Source organism: Aquabacterium sp. (genome assembly GCF_035476535.1).
GTDB lineage: Bacteria > Pseudomonadota > Gammaproteobacteria > Burkholderiales > Burkholderiaceae_C > Pseudaquabacterium.
The window spans coordinates 1-20,569 of record NZ_DATILJ010000335.1; the positions used below are offsets into that span (position 1 = coordinate 1).

The 20,569-nt window shown below is 67.5% G+C and carries 18 protein-coding genes; 7 read left to right on the top strand and 11 right to left on the bottom strand.

Features of this window, described 5'->3' with window-relative positions; genetic code table 11:
* Nucleotides 1–217 precede the first annotated feature (217 nt).
* From VLK61_RS31975 to VLK61_RS32015, 9 genes are all read right to left on the bottom strand, one after another.
* Entirely contained in the window at nt 218–1,228 is a 1,011-nt protein-coding gene (locus tag VLK61_RS31975) for an AraC family transcriptional regulator (protein WP_325427772.1), read from the bottom strand.
* Between the two features lie 65 nt (nt 1,229–1,293).
* Nucleotides 1,294–2,433 (bottom strand): CaiB/BaiF CoA transferase family protein, encoded by a 1,140-nt coding sequence (locus tag VLK61_RS31980; RefSeq protein ID WP_325427774.1) that lies wholly within the window; start codon nt 2,431–2,433, stop codon nt 1,294–1,296.
* 313 nt (nt 2,434–2,746) lie between these two features.
* Nucleotides 2,747–4,351: a M10 family metallopeptidase C-terminal domain-containing protein gene (locus tag VLK61_RS31985; protein ID WP_325427776.1), complete on the bottom strand. Its 1,605-nt coding sequence runs from the start codon at nt 4,349–4,351 to the stop codon at nt 2,747–2,749.
* A gap of 314 nt (nt 4,352–4,665) precedes the next feature.
* On the bottom strand, nt 4,666–4,923 hold the full coding sequence (locus VLK61_RS31990; RefSeq protein ID WP_325427821.1) for a hypothetical protein: 258 nt from the start codon (nt 4,921–4,923) through the stop codon (nt 4,666–4,668).
* Nucleotides 4,924–4,972: 49 nt separating this feature from the next.
* Entirely contained in the window at nt 4,973–6,625 is a 1,653-nt protein-coding gene (locus tag VLK61_RS31995) for an FAD-dependent oxidoreductase (RefSeq protein ID WP_325427778.1), read from the bottom strand.
* Between the two features lie 6 nt (nt 6,626–6,631).
* Nucleotides 6,632–7,774, bottom strand: coding sequence for an NAD(P)/FAD-dependent oxidoreductase (locus tag VLK61_RS32000; protein WP_325427780.1), 1,143 nt, complete (start codon nt 7,772–7,774; stop codon nt 6,632–6,634).
* A gap of 114 nt (nt 7,775–7,888) precedes the next feature.
* Nucleotides 7,889–8,179, bottom strand: coding sequence for a hypothetical protein (locus VLK61_RS32005; RefSeq protein ID WP_325427782.1), 291 nt, complete (start codon nt 8,177–8,179; stop codon nt 7,889–7,891).
* A 77-nt stretch (nt 8,180–8,256) separates the two neighbouring features.
* Nucleotides 8,257–8,742, bottom strand: a complete 486-nt coding sequence (locus VLK61_RS32010; RefSeq protein WP_325427784.1) for an SRPBCC family protein — start codon at nt 8,740–8,742, stop codon at nt 8,257–8,259.
* Nucleotides 8,714–9,082, bottom strand: a complete 369-nt coding sequence (locus VLK61_RS32015; RefSeq protein ID WP_325427786.1) for an ArsR/SmtB family transcription factor — start codon at nt 9,080–9,082, stop codon at nt 8,714–8,716. The genes VLK61_RS32010 and VLK61_RS32015 overlap by 29 nt, the downstream gene beginning before the upstream one ends.
* Nucleotides 9,083–9,228: 146 nt before the next feature.
* Between VLK61_RS32015 and VLK61_RS32020 the strand changes: the two genes are divergently transcribed.
* Entirely contained in the window at nt 9,229–10,425 is a 1,197-nt protein-coding gene (locus tag VLK61_RS32020; protein WP_325427788.1) for a sigma-54 interaction domain-containing protein, read from the top strand.
* 183 nt (nt 10,426–10,608) lie between these two features.
* Here VLK61_RS32020 and VLK61_RS32025 read toward each other — a convergent pair whose 3' ends face one another.
* Entirely contained in the window at nt 10,609–11,085 is a 477-nt protein-coding gene (locus tag VLK61_RS32025; RefSeq protein WP_325427790.1) for a rhodanese-like domain-containing protein, read from the bottom strand.
* 389 nt (nt 11,086–11,474) lie between these two features.
* Here VLK61_RS32025 and VLK61_RS32030 point away from each other — a divergent pair, with 389 nt between their 5' ends.
* Genes VLK61_RS32030 through VLK61_RS32055 form a run of 6 tightly spaced genes read left to right on the top strand, consistent with a single transcriptional unit; the run spans nt 11,475 to nt 19,448 of the window.
* A complete protein-coding gene (locus VLK61_RS32030) occupies nt 11,475–14,228 on the top strand; it encodes a TonB-dependent receptor (protein WP_325427793.1) in 2,754 nt (917 codons plus the stop codon).
* Nucleotides 14,229–14,256: 28 nt separating this feature from the next.
* The gene (locus tag VLK61_RS32035; RefSeq protein WP_325427795.1) at nt 14,257–16,713 is read left to right on the top strand and encodes a DUF1549 and DUF1553 domain-containing protein; all 2,457 of its coding nucleotides are present in this window, start codon (nt 14,257–14,259) and stop codon (nt 16,711–16,713) included.
* A 27-nt stretch (nt 16,714–16,740) separates the two neighbouring features.
* A complete protein-coding gene (locus tag VLK61_RS32040; RefSeq protein ID WP_325427797.1) occupies nt 16,741–18,171 on the top strand; it encodes a DUF1501 domain-containing protein in 1,431 nt (476 codons plus the stop codon).
* On the top strand, nt 18,164–18,562 hold the full coding sequence (locus VLK61_RS32045) for a hypothetical protein (RefSeq protein ID WP_325427799.1): 399 nt from the start codon (nt 18,164–18,166) through the stop codon (nt 18,560–18,562). Before VLK61_RS32040 ends, VLK61_RS32045 begins: the two co-directional genes overlap by 8 nt.
* A gap of 2 nt (nt 18,563–18,564) precedes the next feature.
* Nucleotides 18,565–18,951 (top strand): hypothetical protein, encoded by a 387-nt coding sequence (locus tag VLK61_RS32050; protein WP_325427801.1) that lies wholly within the window; start codon nt 18,565–18,567, stop codon nt 18,949–18,951.
* Nucleotides 18,952–18,956: 5 nt separating this feature from the next.
* Nucleotides 18,957–19,448 (top strand): c-type cytochrome, encoded by a 492-nt coding sequence (locus VLK61_RS32055; RefSeq protein WP_325427803.1) that lies wholly within the window; start codon nt 18,957–18,959, stop codon nt 19,446–19,448.
* A 128-nt stretch (nt 19,449–19,576) separates the two neighbouring features.
* On the opposite strand, the gene VLK61_RS32060 is transcribed toward VLK61_RS32055, so the two are convergent.
* Nucleotides 19,577–20,569 (bottom strand): Bug family tripartite tricarboxylate transporter substrate binding protein, encoded by a 993-nt coding sequence (locus tag VLK61_RS32060; RefSeq protein ID WP_325427805.1) that lies wholly within the window; start codon nt 20,567–20,569, stop codon nt 19,577–19,579.

Genomic DNA, 20,569 nt, shown 5'->3' on the forward strand with positions numbered 1-20,569 from the left:
CAGCACGGTCAGCCCCGGCCCGTATTTGCTGCGGTACCGGGCCTCGTTGGACGGCATGGTGGGATCCGCACTGACATCCTGGAACGGAAAGTAGAGCCACTTCATGGGTTTCCCCTGTCAAGCATCGTTCATGCTTTTTAGGTGCGGCCAGCGAGCATCGCAAGGGAAATTGTTCAGTCCCCAGGTCGTCACACCGCACTCCCTCCGGGGGCCTCGTTCACCCCGGGCCGTGCGACAGCCGGTACTCGCCCGGCGCCACGCCGGCCCACTGCTTGAACGCGCGGTGGAAGGTGCTGGCCTCGGAGAAGCCGACCCGGCTGGCGATCTCCGGCAGCGGCAGCGAGGTCTGCAGCAGCAGCTCGATCGCCGCATCGCGCCGCGTCTCGTCCTTGATCTGCTGGAAGCCGCGGCCTTCTTCGCGCAGGCGCCGGCGCAGCGTCTGCGGGCTGACGGCGAGCAGCTCGCTCACCGCTTCGAGCGAGGGCATCTCGCCGCCCAGGCTCTTGCGCAGCAGCTGGCGGATGCGCTCGGTCGCGCTGCTGGTGTCGCGGTACTTCACGATCAGGTTGGCAGGCGCGCCGGAAAGGAACTCGCGCAGGCTCTGCGGCGACTGCACCACCGGCAGCTCGAGCCAGCGCGCGTCGAACGACAAGCCCACGTGCGCCTGGGCGCTGCGCACCGGTACCTGGTAGACGCGTGAGGTGTCGGTGCTGGCGTGGCCCTCGGGGTAGTCCACACTGACCAGCGGGATGCGCCGGGCCACCAGCCACGACGCCGCGCCGAAGCTCAGCAGCATGAAGGCCTTGACGGCGTAGTCCAGCCGCGCATCGGGCGCGCGGCGCAGCATGAACTGCACCTGCGCGCTGCCCTGGCTCACCGCCAGGCGCGGCACGAAGTCATGCAGCAGCAGGTGGTAGAAGCCGAAGCCCTGGCGCAGCGCGTCGCCGAGCGTGTGGCACGCCACCAGCTGGCGCATGCAGCGGCCGAAGCTGCCCGGCGGCAGCGGTTGCTGCAGCAGGCCCCAGAGCTCGTCGCGCAGGTGCCGGCGCAGCACGCGGATCAGCGCCGCGTACTGGCCTTGCGAGACGCGTGCGAGCGGCGCATCGAGCAGCGCGGGCGCGATGCCGGCGCTGATCAGCAAAGGCTCCACGGCCAGCCCGCGGTGGCGCGCCCCCAGCAGGATGCTGCGCACCTGCGATATCGCGACGGTGTGGTGGGTGGTCGGCATGGCTTGAAGCGTCAGCGCGGCGGGGTCCAACGATAGCCCCGCCGCGCCCGGCTGCGTCCGCCGCGTCAGCCAACAGCCCCCGAAGCCCGCAGCGCGGCGATGTCGGCGGCTGCCAAGCCAGCTTCGGCGAGCACGGCATCGGTGTGCTCGCCGGGCTGCGGGGCCGGGCGCGGCGCGGCGGGCACGAAGCCGCTCATCTTCACCGCGCAGCCCAATTGCGGCGGGTCGCCGGCCACCACCATGCCGCGGGCCTGGAAGTGCGGGTGGGCCAGGGTTTCGTCCAGGCGCAGCACCGGCGTGACGCAGGCCGGTGCGTCAGCGAAGAGTTCGGCCCAGTGCGCGAGCGGCTGGGTCGCAAACAGCGCGGCCAACTCGGTGCGCAGCCGCGCCTCGGTGGCCGCATTGCCGCTGCGGTGCAAGGGCGCCAGCTCGGGCCGGCCGAGCGTGGCGCACATGGCATCCCAGAACTTGCGTTCGAGCGCGCCGACCGCGATCTGGCGGCCGTCGGCGGTGGTGTAGAGGCCGTAGCAGGCGAGCGCGCCGGTCAGCGTGCCTTCGCCGGGGCGCGGCACGCGGCCGTGCTGGTGCAACGCCGCCAGCGGCAGCACGGCATGGGCCAGCACGCTGTCGGCCATCGCGATGTCGACCCAGCGGCCGCGGCCGGTGCGCGCGGCATCGAACAGCGCGGCCAGCGTGCCCATCACGGCGCCCATCGTGCCGCCGAGCAGGTCGGCGATCGGCAGGTTCGACAAGCCGGCCATCTGGTCGGTCACACCGGCCAGCGCGGCGTAGTTCAGGTCGTGGCCGGGCAGCTCGCGCAGCGGGCCGGTCTGGCCCCAGCCACTCAGGCTGCAGACGACGATGCGGGGATTGGCTTCGCACAGCAGCTCGTAGCCGAGGCCGAGGCGCGCCATCACGCCGGGGCGAAAGCCCTCCAGCAGCACGTCGGCCGTGCGCACCAGCCGCAGCAGCGCATCGACCCCGGCGGCTTGCTTCAGGTCGATGCGGATCGCGCGCTTGTTGTGGTTGACCAGCGCCCGCACGGCGGGGTTGGCGTAGTCGCCGGCACCAAGGTCTTCGACCTTGATGACGTCGGCGCCCAGGTCGGCCAGGTGCTGGGCGGCCAGCGGGCCGGGCAGCAGGCGGGTGAGATCGAGCACGCGCACGCCGCTGAGCGGCGCCGCGGTGGGCAGGGAGGCTTGCATCGGCCGGCACTGTAGGCAGCGACCGCCGGCCCGGCAATGGCGCGAGCGCGCACGGGCATTGGCAGAAAGCGCCAGCGGCAGAACGTGGAGCTAACCGGGCGCCAACGGCAGGGCACCAGGATTGGGTTGTGAGATTCAATCCAACCTAAAAATGAGAAGTCCCATGAGCGATATTACATGTGCCAGGCCTTTGAACCTGAAAACTGTAAAAAGCTCAGCAAGTAGCGGTATAGCACTCGCTGAGCTGAAAAACGCGGCCGAGGCACCATCAGTTTCCATCGGAACTGACAACACGCCAGCAGAACCGATTAAGTCAAACATCCCAGACGTTGAAATTGCTCGCCGTCAGGGTCAGACCGGTCGCAACGTGCGCGAATAGCACCGCCGCCGCCGAACCATTTCCGTCGACATCGTAATAGATATTGCCCGTCGAAGAATTGTAGAAGATGCGATCGCTGGAGTCGTGCGCCGCCGAGCCTTGGTAGAACTTGGAACTTGCGAGGGTGCCAGTCGAACGCAGCGCTGTGAAGATATCGAAGCTCAAGCCGATATAATCTTCGGCCGCGGAGAAATCGGTGATGTTGTCAACGTTCCCGCTCCCTAATGTCGTGCTGAAGTCGAACGTGTCTCGACCAGTGCCGCCCGTCAAAAAATCCACCCCCAGACCGCCGTCCAGGTGATCGTTTCCTCCTCTGCCGCTCAGGGAATTGATGACGTCATTGCCATAGATGTAGTTTGCGGAACTGTTGCCGGTTCCGTTGATAGCCGACGCTCCCCTGAGGAACAAATCTTCGACGTTTGAACCAAGCGTAAAGGTCACCGTCGATTCAACCTGGTCAAACCCGGCATTGGAAGCCTCGGTAACTGTGTCACCGGTATTGGCGACGATATAGTAGTCATCTCCCGCTCCGCCAATAAGGCGGTCGGCGCCGTTACCACCATTGAGGAAATCATTGCCGCCGTTTCCGGTCAGCGTGTTGGCGGCCGAGTTGCCGATCAGGATGTCATCGTTGCTTCCGCCGATTGCCTTTTCGATGACGACGCCATTGGCGATCAGGAAGCCGCCGGTAAACGTTTCGGATGTTGACAGGAGGCCGCCCCCGCCGATGTCACGCTGAAGCGTGGCCGCGTCAAGGTCAATACGGGCGCGACTAGTGCCGGTGTAGGCGATCGTGTCGGTGCCGCCCGTATCCCAGATTGTGGTGTAGCCCTTACTTGCGACTTTGTCGTCACCGAAGGAATAGGTCGTGTTGCCCGTGTTGTACGCATGAGCGCCGTACATATATTGCAGGGCAGCGATGTCGAGTGGCATGTAGGAGCCGGCGTTGGCATTCAGGACCGTGCCTGGATCATAGCCGTCGGTCCAGGGGTTGTCCTCTCCCCAGACTGTCGGGCTGTAGGACATGACCGTATACAAGGTCGAATTCAGGTAGTGCGTGCCGAGATCTGCTTCGCTGTTGACGTTGTCGTCGATCTGATTGGGCGTTTCGAAACTGTGCCGCAGGCCGAGACTGTGGCCGATCTCATGCATCCATGTATCGGAATACTGGCCCAGGAAAACCACTGCGGACGCGTCGGCAACGGAACCATCGATGTCCACTTCGGTGAAGGTCTGGACGACGTCAGGCGCAGGATCCGAGGACTGCCCACCGCCGCCCGGGTTCATCAGTTGGTTGAGGCGGGCATTCTCGTAAGTTGTCTGAGTAAATTTGAGGTTCGCGAATGTCGAAATATTGCTGAAGATCGATTGATAGAAGCTTGCCCAGTGACCTTCTGAGAAGTCGCTTATGCCATTGTGGTCGATATCCTGGACCCGGAATCCGTAGGTAAGCGCGCTGGACTCCCATGCATACAGGTGGATAATACTATCTATGGTATTGTTTCCGCTCGGCGAAATAGTTTTTGTGTAGTCGACCACTGCGCGTCCTTTCATCCTGTTGGGGGCCTATCAGTTAATCCGCCGGGCGCACTGAAGATAACATAGTCGGTCCTGCAAAATTCGATTTCGCCCGCAGGCAGTCAATGCGCTGGTCCTCGAGTCGCTGGCGGGCGAAGCGCGAGGCCGCGTCAGCGGGCGTCCCGCAGAGCGTTGGCGTGAAAGCAGCGCTGGGATAGCCTATGCGTTGTCCAGCCCATGGCCCGGAGCAGGCCAAGAAAAAGCGCCTCGATGCGCCGACGAACAATGGCGCGCATCAACCAGCGCAGGTTGTAGCCGGCCGCGCAGCTCTTTTGCTACGGGGCCAGGCTCTTGAGCTTGCCTCGGTGGACGATCTCCTTGCCAGGATTCTCAGCATCCACGCCCCGAAAGCCGAGGCCGGCTACGACGACGTTTATGTTGGATGTTATGTCCTGCATCAGATTGCTCGCCTGCTCCAGCACAGCGCTGGGGATGTGACCATCGAAGGGGAGTTGCCGGGAAAGCCGCGCGCCCATCGGTATTTCCCCCAGAAATCGAACCCCATTGGAATAGATTCCAAGGGAAGCGGCCAACGGGATTCACTCTTTGTTCGACTGTTTGGACATGCTGCGGGCGTGAGACTTAGCTGGCGGCATGCGCCAGAAACTGGTGCACAAACGCGATGGCCATGCTGCCTTCGCCGACCGCGGCCGCGACGCGCTTGACCTGGCTGGACCGCACATCGCCGCAGGCAAAGATGCCCGGCACGCTGGTCTCCAGCAGGTAGGGGTCGCGGTCCAGCGGCCACTGCCCGGACTTGGCCGCGGCCTCGCCGGTGAGCACGTAGCCGCGCCCGTCGCGCATGATCGCGTCGGGCAGCCAGGCGGTCTCGGCATCGGCGCCGATGAAGACGAAGACGCCGCCGCTGTCGACGCGCCGGATGTCGCCGGTGGCGCGGTTGGCCAGGTCGATCGCCGTGAGCAGCTTGTCGCCGTGCACCGCGCGCACCTCGCTGTGCAGTTCGACCTGGATGTTGGGCTTGTGGCGGATCTGCTCGATCAGGTAGCGCGACATGCTGGCCTCGAGGCTGCCGCCGCGCACGACGAGCGAGACCGTGCGCGCGTGGTTGGCGAAGAACATCGCGGCCTGGCCCGCCGAATTGCCGGCGCCGATGAGGTGGATGTCCTGCCCCTGCGTGGCGCCGGCCTCGCTGCGCGAGGCGCCGTAGTACACGCCCTTGCCCAGCAGCCGATCGAAGCCCTCGGTGGCCAGCCGACGCCAGCTGACACCGGTGGCCACGATGATGGAGCGGGCCTGCACGGGCTCACCGCCGTCGAGCTGCACCACCTTGGCCCGCGGATCGATGCCCACCGCCTGACGCGTGACCATGATCTCGGCGCCCAGGCGGCTGGCCTGCTGCAGCGCACGCCGCGCCAGTTCCTCGCCCGAGACGCCGGTCGGGAAGCCGAGGTAGTTCTCGATGCGCGACGAGGTTTCCGCCTGGCCGCCGGGTGCCTCGCGCTCGATCACCAGCGTGCGCAGGCCTTCCGAGGCGCCGTAGACCGCCGCGGCCAGGCCCGCTGGCCCGCCGCCGATGATGACGGTGTCGTACGCGATGCCGCGAGGCTGCGTCTGCAGGCCGAGCTTGCCGGCGACGTCGCGGATGCACGCGCGCAGCAGGATGCTGCCGTCGTCGCAGGCCAGGGCCGGCAGGTCGGTGTCGGCCAGGCCGGGTCCGGGCCAGCGCTGCGCCAGGTCGCTGGCATCCGGCGTGATCCAGTCATAGGAGATCTGGTTGCGCGTGAGGAAGGTCCTCAAGCCGCGGGCCGTGTCGTCCCAGCGCTGCCCGACCATCACCGCACGCGGCTTCGTCGGCGCGGTGGCAATGCCGCGCAGGCCGCCGATGCGCTCGCTGGCCAGCGCCGCCACGTGGGTCAGCACCGGGGGTGATGCAGCGGCCAGTGCATGGAACTGGCGCGCCGGGATCTCCATCACGCGCGAGGGCTCGGTCGCCCGGTAGCTGCCCTGGAACGGCGTGCCGAAGGTGATGGGCACCTCACCGAAGATCTGGCCGGGCGCACGCACACCGATGGTCCGCTCGATGCCGTCGATCAACTTGGTGACTTCGATGCGGCCCGACAGCACCACGAACAGCGCCCGTTCGGCGCCCTCGTGCACGGCGTACTCGCCGGCGGCCAGCCGCAGGTCGCCGGCCACCTGGGTCAGGCGCGCCAGGTCGTCGCGGGCCACGGCGGCCAGGAAGGGGATTGTTTCGAGCTCGTCAAGAGAGATCATTCGCGCTTACCGCCCGAACCAGCGCGCGATCCGACTCGACTCGAAGCGCAGCTTGTCCTCGCGCAGGGCCACGTCCGGTTCGTGATAGGTCCCGGTGGGTTTGGGGCCGGAGAAGAAGTCGACGTCGACGCGCCCGATCCGACCGCCGCCGAACTCGATGTAGCAGGTGCCCTTGCCGTCGTAGAGGCGGCCTTCGCCCTGACCTTCCCCACCAGCGCGGATGCGCGAGATGATCGCCGCGGCCGCCGCCTTGGCCTCGCCCTCGGCAAAAACGCCGGCCTTGGGCGTGCCGGTGTTGGCAATGTCGCCGACGGCAAAGACGTTCGGGAACGGGGTTTCCAGCGTCCGGGGGTTCACCGTCACCCAGCCGCCCTCGGTCATGCCGCTGGCCTCGACCACTGCCGGCGCGCGGTGCTTGGGCACCCCCAGGAACAGCTCGTAGGGCAATTCGCTGCCATCGTCGAGCGACGCGATGCGCCGAGCCGCGTCGACAGCGGCCACGCGGCGGTTCGGCATGAACGTGATGCCGCGTTCGGCGAAGGCCGCCAGCAAGGCCTTGGAGGTCTCGGGGGAAGGCGGCACCGGGCTCGGCAAGGGCAGCACGAAGGTGATGTCGCACTGCTCGCGCACACCACGCGTGCTCAGCAGGTCGTGCAGCATCAATGCACATTCGCTGGGTGCCGGCGGGCACTTGTACGGCGCCCCGCACACGCCGATGAGGGCGCGGCCCTTGGAGAAGCTGGGCAGGATCTCGCGCAGGCGATTCGCACCGGCCACCGAGTAGAACTCGTTGACGTCTGCCAGGCCCGGCGTGGCTGCGATGTCGTAGTCGGCACCCAGCGCGACCACCAGGTAGTCGCAGTCATGGCTGCCGGCATCGGTGGTCACGCGCCGGCTGGCAGGATCGATGGCTTGCACCGTCTCGCGCAACAGCCGCACGCCCGGTTTGGCGAAGTGGCGGTAGGGCAGACGCACGGCATCCAGCGTCGTGCGGCCGAACATCACATCGAGCTTCGAGTAGCCGAAGACGAAGGCATCGCTCTGGTCGATCAGGGTCACCTGGACTTCGTCCGCCAAGGTCTCCGACAAGATCGTGCTCAGCTCCATGCCGGCGAAGCCGGCGCCCAAGACGGTGACCCTTGCTGTCATGGCTTCCCTCCAGATCTGCGTTACCTATCGTAACGCGCGGAGTGCCCATCGGCGGATCGATCGGAGCAAGCCGCGCCCGTGCGGCCCGCGGCAGAGGCCGGCGGCGGATGGGGGTCAGTAGGGCACGTAGTCCTGCTGCGCGGGTGTCGGCGCGACAGGCTCATGGCATGAGCCTGCGGCCACCAGGCGCTGCAGCACGCTCAGCAGCAGTTCATGTTCGTCCGCGCAACCCAGGCATTGCAGGGCCGCACGCCGGGCTTCGCTGTGGCCGCCGGGGCCGGCCGCGCGCAGCGCGTCGAGCAACTGGGCCAAGCCGGCGGGAGCTTCGTCGTGCGCTGCGCACAGCGCGTGTCCACCGGCATGGGGGCCGGCGCGCCGGGCCTGCGAGGGGAATTGAAGAATCATGAGCCGATGCTACGCAGGCGGCGGCGCGGGCGCGGGTGACTTTTTTCCCTTTCCGCCCCCCCGGGATCAGGGGGCGGTCAAAGCGCCTGCCGGGCGAAGGCTTCGAGCTGATCGATGCAGGTGTTCCAGCCGTCGAAGAAGCCCAGCGCCTCATGGCGATCGCAGGTCGGCTGGTCCGGATGCATCACGGTCGCGATGTAGCGCGTGCCCTCGCCCTCGTCGGCCATCGAGATGAGGGCGGTGAACGCCATCCAGGGCGTGGCCGGCCGCCAGCCGCCGATGAGCATCGACGTGAAGACAATCCTGGCCTGCGGCACGATGTCCAGGAAGCAGCCCGGGTTGTCGCTGGTGCCGCCGTCAGGGCCTTGCATGAAGGTGTGGAAGGCGCCGCCGGGGCGGAGATCGAAAGCCCGCACCTCGGTGGTCCACGGCTTGGGACACCACCATTCCTTCAGCAGCGCGGGCTCGGTCCAGGCCCGCCACAGCGTGGCCCGCGGCGCGCGCACCAGGCGCGAGATGACCAGATCGTGCGGCTCAGGGTTGACGCTGCTTTCGTTTGTCATGGGACAGGTCCTCGTGGTGAAGTTTCTCGGCCAAAGCGGCCATGCGGTCCGTGCGGGCCTCCCACAGCGCACGCTGGTCGGCCATCCAGCGTTCGGCACTCGCCAAGGTCCTGGGTTTGAGTTCGCAGGTGCGCACACGCCCGGCCTTGTTCGAGTGGATCACGCCGCTGCGTTCCAGCACCGACAGGTGCTTCATGAACGACGGCAGCGCCATCGCAAACGGCGCGGCCAGCGTCGACACCGAGGCCGGGCCCCGGCCCAGCACGCCCACGATCGCACGGCGCGTGGGGTCGGCCAGGGCATAGAAGACGTCGGACAGCTCGATCTGTTGCTTAGCCATTTGGCTTAGTATAGGCAAGCGGCACGGCCGGTGGCAAGGTGCCGGAGAGGGCGGCCTCGCATAAGCAAAGAAGAATTGCTGCGTTCGCGGCCGGCGTCATGACGCCTATGGTGCAGGGCTGCCATCCGCCCGTTTGCCGTCACGCCATGCCAGATTCCTTCGATGCGCCTCGTGCGCGGCTGCTCACACTGCCCGAATCCCCCGCCGGCGCGCTGTCGATCCGCGCCAAGGCGCTGCTGTTTCATGACCCGCGCTCGGCCGCGCTGCTGGAACAGGCCGAGCGCATCGCACGCAGCGAAGCCACCGTCCTGATCAACGGCGAAACCGGCACCGGCAAGGAGCTGATCGCCCGCCACCTGCACACGCAGAGCGGCCGCAAGGGGCCATTCCTGGCCGTCAACTGCGGTGCCTTCAGCGAGACGATGATCGATGCCGAACTGTTCGGCCACGAGACCGGCGCCTACACCGGCGCGGTGCAGTCGCGCGCCGGCTGGTTCGAAGCCGCCAATGGCGGCACGCTGTTCCTCGACGAGATCGGCGATCTGCCGCTCGCTTTGCAGGTCAAGCTGCTGCGTGTGCTGCAGGAGCGCCAGGTGGTGCGCCTGGGCTCGCGCCGCAGCATCCCGCTGGACGTGCGGCTGGTGGCCGCGACCAACATCGACCTGCGCGAAGCTGTGGCGGCCCAGCACTTCCGCGCCGACCTGTACTACCGGCTCAGCGTGGCCACGCTGGCCCTGCCCGCGCTGCGTGAGCGCCCGGGCGACATCCTGCCACTGGCCCGGCATTTCGTCGGCGTCTACGGCCCCCGGCTCAGCTGCAGCGGTGCGCTGCTGGCCCCCGAGGCGCAGCAGGCGCTGCTGGACTACGCCTGGCCCGGCAACATCCGCGAACTGGAGAACGTGATCCACTTTGCGCTGATCGTCTGCCGCGACGGCATCGTGCAGGCCGGCGACCTGAAACTGGTGCCCAGCCTGGCCCGCGCGGCCCCCACGCCCGCTACGCCGGCTGCCACCACCGAACCCGCGGCAAGCACCGAGCACGCCGACCCGGCCAGCGCCGACCCAGCCGCACCCGGCGCCGCGCAGCAGCTGGCCACGCTGGCCTCCAGCCTGCTGGCGGCGCGTCCAGCGCAGCTGTTGCACAAGCTCGAAGCGGCGCTGGTGCACGCGGCCTTCGCGCAGACCGGCGAAAACCAGGTGCAATCGGCCCGGCTGCTCGGCGTGACGCGCAACACCATGCGCACGCTGCTCAAGCGCCACGGCCTGCTGGACGATGCGCCCGAGCCCGAGCCCGCGCCGCGTGCGGGCGACGAACTGCGCCTGCACCCGCCATTCGCCCATTGAAGCCACCCATGACATACAAGCCGCTCGCCGGCCTGCGGCTGCAAGCCGTGCAGCGCTTGTCGGCTGCGCCGCGCTGAGCGCGGCCCACTCGCGGCCCAGGCGCATCACCATCGGCAGCACGCTGCCGTCGATGACCAGCAATGTGAGCGACCCACCCGTGCCGCAGGCGAATGCGGCCGCGCCTCAAGGGCGCGCGGCCGAAGCGCCCGCGCGGGGTGGCGGTGGCGTGAGGTGGACCACCGCCTTGCCGCCTTCCTGCTCGTAGTCCTCCGAGCCAGTGGCGCCGGCGATCGTGAAGCCCTTGGCCGCCAGCAGGTCGCCCGCCGCGCCAGCGCGCTGCGCATGGTTGGACACGGTGAGGATCGCGCGCTCGCGCGGCAGGTAGGCCAGCTGCTTGTCCAGCTCACGCGCCTGGATGCTGAGGAACACCGGAAAGCTGCCGTACTTGATCTGCTCATCGGGCCGACGCACGTCCAGCACCAGCAGCTTGTCGGGCTGGGCCAGCAGCGCGTCGACGTCGGCCCGCGACAGGCGCTTGGTCTGGTACTTCCAGGCCTGCGGCGCCTGCGCCCCGGCCGGCGCAGCGGCCGTCGCTGCGCCGGCCGGCTGGGCCGTCGCGGCGAAGCTGGTGACGGCCAATGTGAGCGGGAGCAGCAGCATGAACTTCCTCATATCGATATCGCCTTCTCGTGAGATGGATGGAGGGCCGCGCGCCGTGGCGGCCTGCGCGGCGCTGTGTGCAGCAAGCGTGCCAGCGTTCGGCGCGGCGGCGCGCACGAGCGCTGCTCTGTTTCCTCCAGGCGCATCGGCACGGTCGCTGGCTTTGCAGCACGCGCTGCTGCCGCACTGTTGGCGGCACAACAGCCCCGCAGCCTGAGCGCGGTGGCTCAGGCCGCGCCGCGGCGCCTCGAACGCGGCGTTTCCCTGGGGAAGGGTTCACCGCGTTCCATGGCCGCGTCATTTGCTTATTGGGTTTTCTGCTTGGCATGGGCTCTGCTTATGAGCGCCTCACTCATCGCCACACAACAGCATCCACCCGAGGGCCTCTCGTGATCCGCCAGCCGTACAAGCAAGCACCCGCACACCCCCCATCCCCCGCACCGAAGCCCCATCGCCTGTCACCGATCGGCGCCGTCGTCGCAAGCCTGACGCTGCTGGCCACCGGCACGGCGTGGGCCGCCGATGCGGCCACCGAAGCAGCCGAGGCCACCGCGCTGGACGCCGTCACCGTGCGCAGCCGCAACCGCATCGAGAAGCTGCAGGACGTGCCGCTGTCGATCTCGGTCGTGCAGGGCAATGAACTGGAGCGGCTGAGCGCCCATGGCGTCGACGCCATCACCAAGCGCGCCGCCAACGTGTCGTGGAACCTGGGCAACCAGCGCACCAGCAGCCTGTCGATCCGCGGCATCGGCAAGATCGGCCAGACCGAGGCGCAGGACCCGAGCGTGGGCATCATCGTCGACGGCGTGAACTTCGCCTACAACGCGCTGACCTCGAGCTTCGACTTCGTCGACATCGAGACGATCGAGGTCACGCGCGGCCCGCAAGGCACGCTGCTGGGCAAGAACACCAGTGTCGGCAACATCAGCTTCACCACGCGCCGGCCTTCGTTCACGCCGACCTCCGATTTCTCGCTGGAATTCCGCCAGCGCGGCAGCCTCTTCGCCAGCGCTGCCGTCGGCGGCCCGGTGATCGACGGCCTGCTGGCCTGGCGCGGCACCTTCTCGGTCAACCGCGGCGAAGGCGACATCGTCAACCCGTACAACAAGGACATCAGCTACACCAACACCGATCGGGTGTCGGGCCGCGTGCAGTTCCTGCTGACGCCTTCACCCGACCTGAAGGCGCGCCTGTCCTTCGACCTGCAGCCGCGCGCCGGCGAAACCACCAACGGCCGTTCGCTGCCGGTGCTGAACCCGCCCACCACCTATGCCGACGGCAGCAGCATCATCACGCTGACGAATCAGCAGCGGCTGGCGCGCCGCTGGTTCGCGCAGAACGACGGCTACAGCGTCGACGAGTACAAGCACGCGCTGACCAACGACGGCGCGCGCGGGCTGGTCACCGGCAGCCGTGGTGCATCGGCCGAAGTGAACTGGCAGCTGGGCACGCACACCCTGACCTCGATCACTGCCTACAAGGACTACCACTTCAACGCCGTCAACGACGAAGGCTCGCCCTTCGACGTGTACCGCAATGCCGGCGGCTTCTGGAACGACTACAAGCAGGTCAGCGAAGAACTGCGCTTCACGTCGCCCAGCGGCGGCTTCGTCGACTACCAGGGCGGCCTGTACCTGATCCAGGTGCACAACGAGGCCGACTACCGGCGCTGGTGGGGCAACGATGCCGGCGCTTGGTTCGCCAGCAACGCGCAATACGCGCGGCTGGACGCCGACGGCAGTGGTCGATCGCTGCTGCAGAACACCTTGGCGAACACCAAGACCTCGTACAACAGCCCGACCGGCGTGCAGGACATCCGCAACAAGAGCGCCGCGCTGTTTGCCCAGGCCAACTGGCACTTCACCGAAGCCCTGACGCTGACCACCGGCCTGCGCGTCACCCGCGAAGACCGGCGCAACACCGGCCGCTCGGAGATCACCGCCAACGGCAGCGCGGCCGAGCTGAACCCCTCCACCGTCAACGGCGTGCTGCTGGGCGGTTTTGATGCCTACCTCAACACCGGTGCGGCCAAGTGGGTGCTCAACGGCATCGTCGTGCCGGCCAACACCGCTGGCGCCACGCTGGTGGCCGCAGGCACGTCGGCCGCACCCACCGTGGCGCTGACCACCGACACGAGCAATGCCACGCTGCTGGCCCAGGCCAACGCCCAGGCCGATGCGGCGGCGAAGAAGTATTTCAACGCCGCCAGCTGGGCGGCCTTGAGCGATGCGCAGAAGCGCCAGCTGGCCGACGCGCAGGCGATCCGCAAGTCGCAGATCGGCGTCCTGTTCAACAGCACGGTGGCCGAGCCCTTCAAGGCCACGCAGCCGGCCTTCGTGCTGAGCCCGAGCTACAAGCTCGGTGCGAACCACACCGCCTACCTGTCCTACCAGCATGGCGAGAAGGCCGGCATCTCGCAGCTGGTCAACGGTGTGTCCTTTCTGGTCAAGCCGGAGAAGACCAACTCCTTCGAACTCGGGCTGAAGTCGGCGCTGTTCGACAAGACGCTGATCCTCAATGCCGACGTGTTCCTGACGCGCATCAAGGACTATCAGCAATCGGTGCGCGTGGTCGACGCCTACACCACGGCGCTGAACAACGATGGCAGCTTCACCTACACCTCGGCCACCGGCAACGTGCCCCAGGTGGAAGTGAAGGGGCTGGAAGTCGACGGTGTGTACGGCGGCCTGAAGAACACCAGCTTGCGCTTCTCGGGCGCCTACAACCGGGCGATCTACAAGCGCTTCCCCAACTCCGCCCAGCCGGTGGAGAACGGCTACACCGGCGCCGCGCCCTACCGCGATGTCAGCGGCCAGCCGCTGGCCGGCGCGCCGAAGTTCAGCTTCAACGTCGGCGGCGATTACCGGCTGCCGGTCGGCGGCGACAAGGAGTTGCACACCAGCGCGAATGTCTCGTACAGCGGCAGCTACCACTCGGACAACGCGCTGTCGGCGTACTCGATCGTGCCCAAGAGCTATCTGGTCGATCTGGCCGTCGGCATCGGCCACCGCAGCAAGAGCTACGACCTGAGCCTGGTGGTGAAGAACCTGCTCAACGACGACACCGTGCGCGCCATCACCTCGACCAGCTACACGCCGGCGGTGCCACGGTCCATCGGCATCCTCTTCACCAGCAAGTTGTGAGCGCCGCCTCGCGCAAGGAGATGAACTCATGAACCCGAAGACTCTCACCCTGGCCATCCTGTTGGCCCTGCCGCTGATCACCGTGCACTCGGCGGACGAATACCCCTCGCCGGCTTCTGCCAAGCCCGGCGTCAAGGCCTGGGCCTACACGCCGCTGCAGCGGCCCGCCGTGCCGGTGGTGCAGCAACAGGCCTGGGTGCGATCACCGCTCGATGCCTTCGTGCTGGCCAAGCTGGAGGACAAGAAGATCAAACCGTCGGCCGAGGCCGAGCGCGCGACCTACATCCGCCGCGCCACGCTGGACGCCTGGGGCCTGGTGCCCACGCCGGAGGAGGTGAAGGCCTTCGTCAACGACAAGTCGCCGCAGGCCCACGACAAGCTGGTCGACCGCCTGCTGGCCTCTTCGCGCTACGGCGAGCGCCAGGCCCGGCGCTGGCTGGACCTGGCGCGCTATGCGGACAGCGATGGCTATAACACCGATGGCACGCGGCCCAACCTGTGGCGCTACCGCGACTACGTGATCAACGCCTTCAACCAAGACAAGCCCTTCGACCGCTTCGTCAAGGAGCAGCTCGCCGGCGACGAACTCTGGCCCGGCAGCCACGAGGCGCTGGTGGCCACCGGCTTTCTGCGCAGCTTTCCGGACGAGATCAACGCCCGCGACCTGAACCTGAAGAAGCAGGAAGTGGCCAACGACCTGACCGACACCGTCGGCTCGGTGTTCCTGGGCACCACCTTCAACTGCGCGCAGTGCCACGACCACAAGTTCGACAAGATCACGCAGAAGGAGTACTACCAGTTCCAGGCCTTCTTCGCCAACGCCAGCTGGCGCGACGACGTGAAGGCGCTGGCCGGCAAGGAAGCCGCCGAGTACCAGGTCAAGCTCGCCAAGTGGGAAGCCGCCACCCAGGACATCCGCGACAAGCAGGACGCGCTGCTCAAGCCCATCATCGAGAAGTCCGAGGCCGAGCGGCTCTCCGGCTTCGTGCCTGAAACGCGCGTCTCGATCACCAAGCCCGAGGCCGAGCGCAACGCCTACGACCGCTGGATCTACCACCGCAACCTGTGGACCATGTCGGGCCGCACGCGCAATGCCGCGAACACGCTGAAGACCCGCGACAAGGACAACTACGCCCTCTACCAGGCGCTGGAAGGGGAGCTGAAGAAGTTCGATCACCTCAAACCCAAGGACCCCGGCACCCTCTCGACGATGACCGAGCTGGGCCACGCGGATTCGCCGCCGACCTACGTGCTGTTCAAGGGCATCTACGACCGCAAGCTCGACGAAGTGCAACCCGGCTTCCCGGCGCTGCTGACGAGTGACAAGCCGCAGATCGTGCCCACCGCCAGCTCGTCGGGCCGGCGCACGGCGGTGGCCAACTGGCTGGCCAGCCCGGGCAACCCGCTGACCGCGCGGGTCTTCGTCAACCGGCAGTGGACGCAGTTCTTCGGCAACGGCATCGTCGACACCGTCAGCGATTTCGGCAAGGCCGGTGCCAAGCCCACCCACCCGGAGTTGCTGGACTACCTGGCCGACGACTTCATCAAGAACGGCTGGAGCGTGAAGAAGCTGCACAAGCAGATCCTGCTGTCGGCCACCTATCGCCAGGCCTCGGCACCGCGCCCGGACCTGCAGACCATCGACCCGACGAACAAGCTGCTCGCGGTGTTCCCGCGCCAGCGCCTGGAAGCCGAGCAGATCCGCGATTCGCTGCTCTACACCGCCGGCCTGCTGGAAGAAAAAGTCGGCGGCCCGGCGGTGTTTCCGCCGGTGCCGGCGAACATGAACATCGGCGGCCAGCGCAACCTGTGGGTGACCTCCGACAACCCGCATGACCACCACCGCCGCAGCATCTATGTCTTCGTGCGCCGCAACACGCCCTACCCCTTGCTCGACACCTTCGACTGGGCCAACCCGCAGCTGGTGCACAACAAGCGCGAGGTGACCACCACGCCGCTGCAGGCGCTGACGCTGGTCAACAGCGACCTGGTGTTCGACTGGTCCAAGGCGCTGGCCGGGCGGGTGCTGCGCGAAGCGCCTGCCGGCGAATCGGCGCAGATCGACCGCGTCTACCAGCTGCTGTATGGCCGCGCGCCGCAAGCCGCCGAGAAAGCCCAGCTGCTGAGCTTCCTGGGCCACCAGGAACGCATCACGCGCAAGCAATTGGCCGAGGGTAAAAAGGTCAACCTGCCCGAGGCCTATGGGGTCAGCCGTGAAGCCAATGTGCAGATCGACCGGCTCTACAAGCTGATGCTCGGCCGCGGCGCCGACCGCTTCGAGAAGGCCGCCTTCGTCAAGCACCTGGAAACCCAGCAGGACAAGCTGGCCAAGGCCGCCGGCGATGGCGAGAGCGATGACAGCACCAGCGGCACGCCAGGCTCCGGCAAGGCCGGCAAGGCCAAGCTCAACCCCGCACGCGCGGCCGCCTTCGTCGACCTGGTGCATGCACTGGCCAACGCCAACGAGTTCACCTACCGGTTCTGAACCATAGATCACAAAGGACGCAGCATCATGAGCCACACTTCCCGTCGCAACTTCCTGGCCCAGGCCGGGCTCGGGGGCGCTGCCCTCGCCGGGCTGCCGCTCTCGGGCCTTCCCGTCAACGCCGCCTGGGCCGCCGAGCTGGCGGATCCCACGGCAGCACGCCAGCCGCACTTCCCGGCCAAGGCCAAGGCCGTCATCTGGCTGCACATGGCCGGCGCGCCCAGCACGCTGGACCTGTTCGACCACAAGCCCGAGCTGATCCGCCTGAACGGCACGCCGCTGCCGGACTCTTTCGGCAAGAACCTGAAGACCGCCACCGACGGCGGCGTGGGCAACCTGCTGGCCACCAAGCGCAGCTGGAAGCAATACGGTGAGACGGGCGCCTGGGTCTCCGACTGGTTGCCCAACATCGCCAAGCAGGTTGACGACATCGCCTTCCTGAAGGGTTGCAAGACCGAGGGCAGCACGCACGTCATCGCCTCGCTGAAGCTGCACACCGCCGGCCTGGTGCCGGGACGGCCGGCGCTGGGCGCGTGGATCCAGTACGCGCTGGGCGCCAACAACCCGGACCTGCCGGCCTTCGTGGTGCTGCCCACCGGTACCGGCTCGGCCGGCGGCGGACGCGGCCAGGTGATCTGGAGCTCGGGCTTCCTGCCCGCCGCCTACCAGGGCACGCCGTTCCGCCAAGGCGATTCGCCTATCCTGTATCTGCAGCGGCCCGATGGGGTTGGCGATGAACAGCAGCGCAACACGCTGGCGCTGCTGAAAGCCCTGAACGAGCGTCAGGCCGCCCGGTACGCCGGCGACACCGAGCTCGATGCGCGCGCCAAGTCCTACGACCTGGCCTACCGCATGCAGAGTTCGGCGCCCGAAGCGGTGGACTTCAGCAAGGAGACCGCGGCCACCAAGGCGCTGTACGGCATCGGCACCCAGGAGACCGACGAATACGGCACCGCGCTGCTGCGCGCTCGCCGCCTGGTCGAACGCGGCGTGCGCTTCGTGCACACCATCTCCGGCGCGCCGGACAACAGCATCGACAGCTGGGACGCGCACAACGGCATCGAAAAGAACCACAGCGTGATGACCCGGCAGGTGGACAAGCCCATCGCCGGCCTGCTGGCCGACCTGAAGTCCCGCGGGCTGCTGGAGACCACGCTGGTGGTCTGGACCTCGGAATTCGGCCGCACGCCCTATGGCCAGAGCGGCAACGGCCGCGACCACAACCCCTGGGGCTACACGCAGTGGATCGCCGGCGGCGGCATCAAGCCGGGCAGCTACGGCGGCACCGACGAGATCGGCCTGCGCGCCGTCGAAGGCGTGGTCGACACCTACGACCTGCAGGCCACCCTCCTTCACCAGCTGGGGCTGGACCACAAGAAGATCACCTACACCTACCAGGGCCGCTCCGAGCGCCCGGCCAGCGTGTTCGGCGACGTGGTGAAGGCCATCATTGCCTGAGGTCCTTGTCTTCATGCGCCGGCCCTTTGTCGTCGTCACGATGCTCGTCGCGCTGCTCGGCAGCGCGCTGTCGGCCTCTTTCGAGATCGACGGCGACCTGATGCGCGGCATCGAGGACACCGCCAAGAGCCTGGACTCCCATGTCTCGCTGAAGGATGCCCAGGCGGTGGCCGAGGCCAAGGAACTGGCCGAGCTGTTCACTCAGATCGAGGCCTTCTACGCCCGCAAGGGCGATGCGGCGGATGGCGTGGGCTTCGCTCGCAACAGCCATGCGCTGGCGCTGCAGGCGCAGCAGGCGGCGCAGGCCAGGGACTTCGACGCCGCCGCCGATGCGGTGGGCAAGCTCATCCGCTCCTGCAAGACCTGTCACCAGGTCTACAAAAGGGAATGAGCTTGAACGCCATCAGAACCGGGCTCGCGCTGCTGGCCTGCTGCGCAGCGCTGGGCGCACCGGCCGCGAGCTTCTTCGAGTTCGGCGTCTGGATGCGCGCGCTCGACCAGCACAGCGTCGAGGTGCAAAGAAGCCTGGGCCGCCGCGATGCCGAAGCCGCCCGAGGCCACGCCCGCCGGATCGAACAGCTGTATGCGCAGCTGGAGGTCTTCTACGCACAGGACGGCCGCACACCTGATGCGCTAGAGATCTCACGCGACGGCAAGGCGCTGGCCGCGGGCATCGGCCCGCTGCTCGACCGGCAGGACTTCCAGGCCGCCACCGACGCCGCGGTGCGCCTCGCGCGTGCCTGCAACGACTGCCACGACAACCACAAACCCTTGAGATGAACCGCATGACTCCCACGCTTTCCCCACGTGTCCGCCCGCTGCTGGTCATGGCCGCGGCCGGCGCCATCGTTGCCACGTCCATCGGCGTCTGGGCCCAGCAGGCCCCCAAGCCCGAGAACCTGATCCGCTGGCGCCAGTCGGCCTACCAGGTCGTCGCCTGGAACACCGGCCGCATCAAGGCCTCGGTGGACGGCAGCTACAACAAGGACGAGGTCATCAAGGCCGCCAACACCATTGCCGCACTGGCCAACACCGGCCTGGGCACGCTGTTCGTGCCCGGCACCGAAACCGGCAAAGGCTGGCACGACACCAGCGTCAAGCCGGCACTGTTCACCGACGCCAAGCGCGTGGCCGAACTGCAGGCCAGCTTCACCAAGGAGGCCAACGAACTGGCCAAGCTGGCCTTGACCGGCGACGCCGCCGCGGTGAAGGAGCAGCACGGCAAGCTCACGCGCACCTGCAAGGCCTGCCACGACGATTTCCGCAACAGCAACTGAGCCTTCGCATCACAACGCCGTGCCACCGTGTTCACCGAAAAGAACGAAGCGATCAAGGGCGCCGGGGGAACAGTACCGGCGGCGGCAACACCTCGTGGAACTCGGCGCACCGCAGCCGCGGGGCGGTTTCAATCCGGCTTGATCTTGGCCCGGGCAATCACCGGCTTCCAGCGCTGCTGCTCGAGCGCGATGAACTTCGCGAACTCGGCCGCGCTGCTGCCGACCGGAATGGCCGCATCGGTTTCCAGCAGCTTGGCGGCGGCGGGCTCCTTCACCGCCTTCGCGGCTGCCGCGGCCAGCCGCTCGGCGTTGGCCTGCTGCAGGTTCGCCGGTGCCAGCAGGCCGTACCACTGCGTCATCTCGAAGCCGGGAAAGCCTTGCTCGGCCACCGTCGGCACATCGGGCAGTTGCGCAATGCGCTGCGGCGTGCCGGTGGCAATGCAGCGCAGCTTGCCGCTGCGGATGAACTGCAGCACGGCCGGCGCGCCGACCGCCGCGGCGTCGAGCCGCCCGCCCATCAGGTCGGTCAGCTGCGGGCCGGTGCCGCGGTACGGCACGTGCAGGATGAAGGTGTTGCTGGCCATCTTCAGGTATTCGAAGGCCAGGTGACCCGCGCTGCCATTGCCGGCCGAGCCATAACTCAGGCTGCCCGGCTTGGCCTTGGCCAGCGCGACGAACTCCTTCAGGTTCTTGACCTCGAGATCAGCGCGCACGACATAAAGGCTGGGCACCTTGGCCAGCAGCGAGATCGGCTTGAAGTCCCGCGTCGCGTCGTAGGGCAGCTTGTCGAAGATGTAGGGGTTCACCGCCAGCGTGCCGATGTGGCCGAGGATCAGCGTGTGTTGGTCATCCGCGCGCGCCACTTCGGCCATCGCGATGTTGCCGGCCGCGCCGGGCTTGTTGTCGACGAAGACGCTCTGGCCCAGCAGCTTGGCCAACTCGGCCGCCGTGGCCCGCGCCACGATTTCCGAACTGCCGCCCGGCGCGAAGGGCACGACGAAGCGGATCGGCTTGCCCGGCCAGGCCTGGGCCCAAACGCGGCCGGGCAGTGCAGCGGCAGCGACCAGGCCGGCGGCCAGGCCCAGGGCATCGCGGCGGGTGAAGTGGGAAGAGTTCGTCAT

What these genes read in the sequence shown, in the direction of transcription:
- VLK61_RS31975 (WP_325427772.1), bottom strand. Translation starts at nt 1,228, where the DNA reads ATGCCGACCACCCACCACACCGTCGCGATATCGCAGGTGCGCAGCATC.
- VLK61_RS31980 (WP_325427774.1), bottom strand. Translation starts at nt 2,433, where the DNA reads ATGCAAGCCTCCCTGCCCACCGCGGCGCCGCTCAGCGGCGTGCGCGTG.
- VLK61_RS31995 (WP_325427778.1), bottom strand. Translation starts at nt 6,625, where the DNA reads ATGATCTCTCTTGACGAGCTCGAAACAATCCCCTTCCTGGCCGCCGTG.
- VLK61_RS32000 (WP_325427780.1), bottom strand. Translation starts at nt 7,774, where the DNA reads ATGACAGCAAGGGTCACCGTCTTGGGCGCCGGCTTCGCCGGCATGGAG.
- VLK61_RS32005 (WP_325427782.1), bottom strand. Translation starts at nt 8,179, where the DNA reads ATGATTCTTCAATTCCCCTCGCAGGCCCGGCGCGCCGGCCCCCATGCC.
- VLK61_RS32010 (WP_325427784.1), bottom strand. Translation starts at nt 8,742, where the DNA reads ATGACAAACGAAAGCAGCGTCAACCCTGAGCCGCACGATCTGGTCATC.
- VLK61_RS32015 (WP_325427786.1), bottom strand. Translation starts at nt 9,082, where the DNA reads ATGGCTAAGCAACAGATCGAGCTGTCCGACGTCTTCTATGCCCTGGCC.
- VLK61_RS32020 (WP_325427788.1), top strand. Translation starts at nt 9,229, where the DNA reads ATGCCAGATTCCTTCGATGCGCCTCGTGCGCGGCTGCTCACACTGCCC.
- VLK61_RS32025 (WP_325427790.1), bottom strand. Translation starts at nt 11,085, where the DNA reads ATGCTGCTGCTCCCGCTCACATTGGCCGTCACCAGCTTCGCCGCGACG.
- VLK61_RS32035 (WP_325427795.1), top strand. Translation starts at nt 14,257, where the DNA reads ATGAACCCGAAGACTCTCACCCTGGCCATCCTGTTGGCCCTGCCGCTG.
- VLK61_RS32040 (WP_325427797.1), top strand. Translation starts at nt 16,741, where the DNA reads ATGAGCCACACTTCCCGTCGCAACTTCCTGGCCCAGGCCGGGCTCGGG.
- VLK61_RS32055 (WP_325427803.1), top strand. Translation starts at nt 18,957, where the DNA reads ATGACTCCCACGCTTTCCCCACGTGTCCGCCCGCTGCTGGTCATGGCC.
- VLK61_RS32060 (WP_325427805.1), bottom strand. Translation starts at nt 20,569, where the DNA reads ATGACGAACTCTTCCCACTTCACCCGCCGCGATGCCCTGGGCCTGGCC.